The sequence below is a fragment of the Staphylococcus sp. B1(2026) genome, from assembly GCF_058895785.1.
In genome coordinates, this window is the sequence record NZ_JBZXTS010000093.1 from 1 (window position 1) to 1,964 (window position 1,964).

Annotated in this window: 2 protein-coding genes; both read right to left on the reverse strand. The window is 28.8% G+C overall.

Annotation, left to right across the window (positions count from 1 at the left end; genetic code table 11):
* Window positions 1-38 precede the first annotated feature (38 nt).
* Window positions 39-1,454: an MDR family MFS transporter gene (locus AC5EAH_RS08015; RefSeq protein WP_493494257.1), complete on the reverse strand. Its 1,416-nt coding sequence runs from the start codon at window positions 1,452-1,454 to the stop codon at window positions 39-41.
* Between the two features lie 223 nt (window positions 1,455-1,677).
* Window positions 1,678-1,964: LPXTG cell wall anchor domain-containing protein (locus AC5EAH_RS08020; protein ID WP_493494258.1), on the reverse strand; the 287-nt coding region annotated here is incomplete at its 5' end.

Below are 1,964 nucleotides of genomic sequence, written 5' to 3' on the forward strand. Positions count from 1 at the left end.
TGTCTATATTAGTATACCCAAACCATTTATTGTATATTTTATTTTTTAGGTAACCATAAAGAAATAATCATGCCCACTATCGCAATAATTGCTGCTATTAAGAACGCTTTATTAAAACCATATACCGCTGCTTGTTTATTAATCATAGCTAATGCTGATGACTTATCCATATTTTGAAATGCACTAGGGTTTGGAATATAATTACTTCTAAAAGTTGACATCACTGTGACAAGTAAAGCTGTTCCGATAGAAGCTGCTAAAGTTCTTAATGTACCCAACATAGCATTTCCATGTGGAATTAAATATTTAGGCAATGTATTTAATCCAGCAGTCATTGGTGATGTATTAGTCATAGAAATACCAATCATTCTACATGTATAAATAGCTAATAGATAATAAAACCCTGTATCTAATTTCAGATAAGTTAAACAAAATGTACTAATGGAAATAATTATAAAACCAAAAACCGTTATCCATTTCGCACCATAAATATCGAATATTTTCCCAGTAACTAGTGATAAAATTGCAATAATAATTGCACCTGGTAGTAATAATAACCCTGATTTTAATGGTGAATATTGCAAAACACCTTGTACATACATAGGTAATAATAATGCAACACTCATTAATGAAATCATTGACAGCATACCAATAATTGTTGCTAAAGTGAAAACTGGATATTTAAAAACTTCAAAGTTTAAAAATGGTGTTGATAAGCGTTTTTGTCGATAATAAAAATAAATCAAACTAATACTACCAATAATTAAACCTACTAAAGTGTGTAAACTACTCCAACCATAATCTCCTGCGGTACTAAATGTATATAAAATTCCACCGAATCCTAATGTAGATGTAATAATAGATTTTTTATCTATTGTTAGTTCTTTCCCTTCATTAACATTAGTTAACTTATAGTAACCAAAAATTAATAAAGCTATACAACCTACTACAACTACTTCAAATGGTGTTTGCCAACTATATTTGGCTACTAAATAACCTGACAATGTTGGACCTACTGCCGGTGCAAATCCTATAACTAATCCTGCTAATCCCATCGCATATCCTCTTTTTTCGGGTGGGAATATTAAAAATAATATCGTTTGCATAAGTGGCATCATAACACCTGCACCAAAAGCTTGTATTAGTCTTGCTATAAATAACAATGTAAAACTTTGTGAAACTGCTGCTAATATACTCCCTAGTGTAAAAATAATCATAGACGACATAAATAAAAAACGGGTTGTATATTTTTCTATTAATGACGCTGTCACCGGAATCATAACACCATTGACTAATAAAAATCCTGTCGCTAACCATTGCGCAGTACTTTCACTAATATTAAGTGAAGTCATAATATTTGGCAATGCTGTATTCAATAAATTTTGATTAAGTATCGTAATAAAACCACTTAATAATAATATACTTATTATATAGCGTCTCTGTTTTTCAGACATATCTATTCTCCTTCTATATTATTAATCACATCTATTTTTTAATTAATATGTATTTATAATTTTATTATAATTTACATCAAATATAAAGTAAAAAAATAATTAAAATGAATTAACTATACTTAATTTAAATGAAAAAGTCACCTTTCAATAAACTACGATCATTTATTGAACGGTGACTATTTTATTACACTAACTTGTCAACAAGATAATTACTAACTTCTCTTTATTTATTTTTATTTCTTCGGAAACTTAATAAACCTAATGTTGTTAATAATAGTCCTAAACCAGTTGTTGTTGTTGTTGACGATAAACCTGTATCAGGTAATTGTCTTACTACTTTTCCTAGAGGTGCTTGATTCATATGTTCTAATGATGAAGTATCTTTTGTAACATTTGATATCATGCTTTCCTGTTGTTCTAATTTTTCTGTTGATGTTTGTGTTTCTTTTGTTTCTTTTGTCGGTACTGGTTCTACATATGGTGCATATTTAGATTTAACTACTGTGCCAT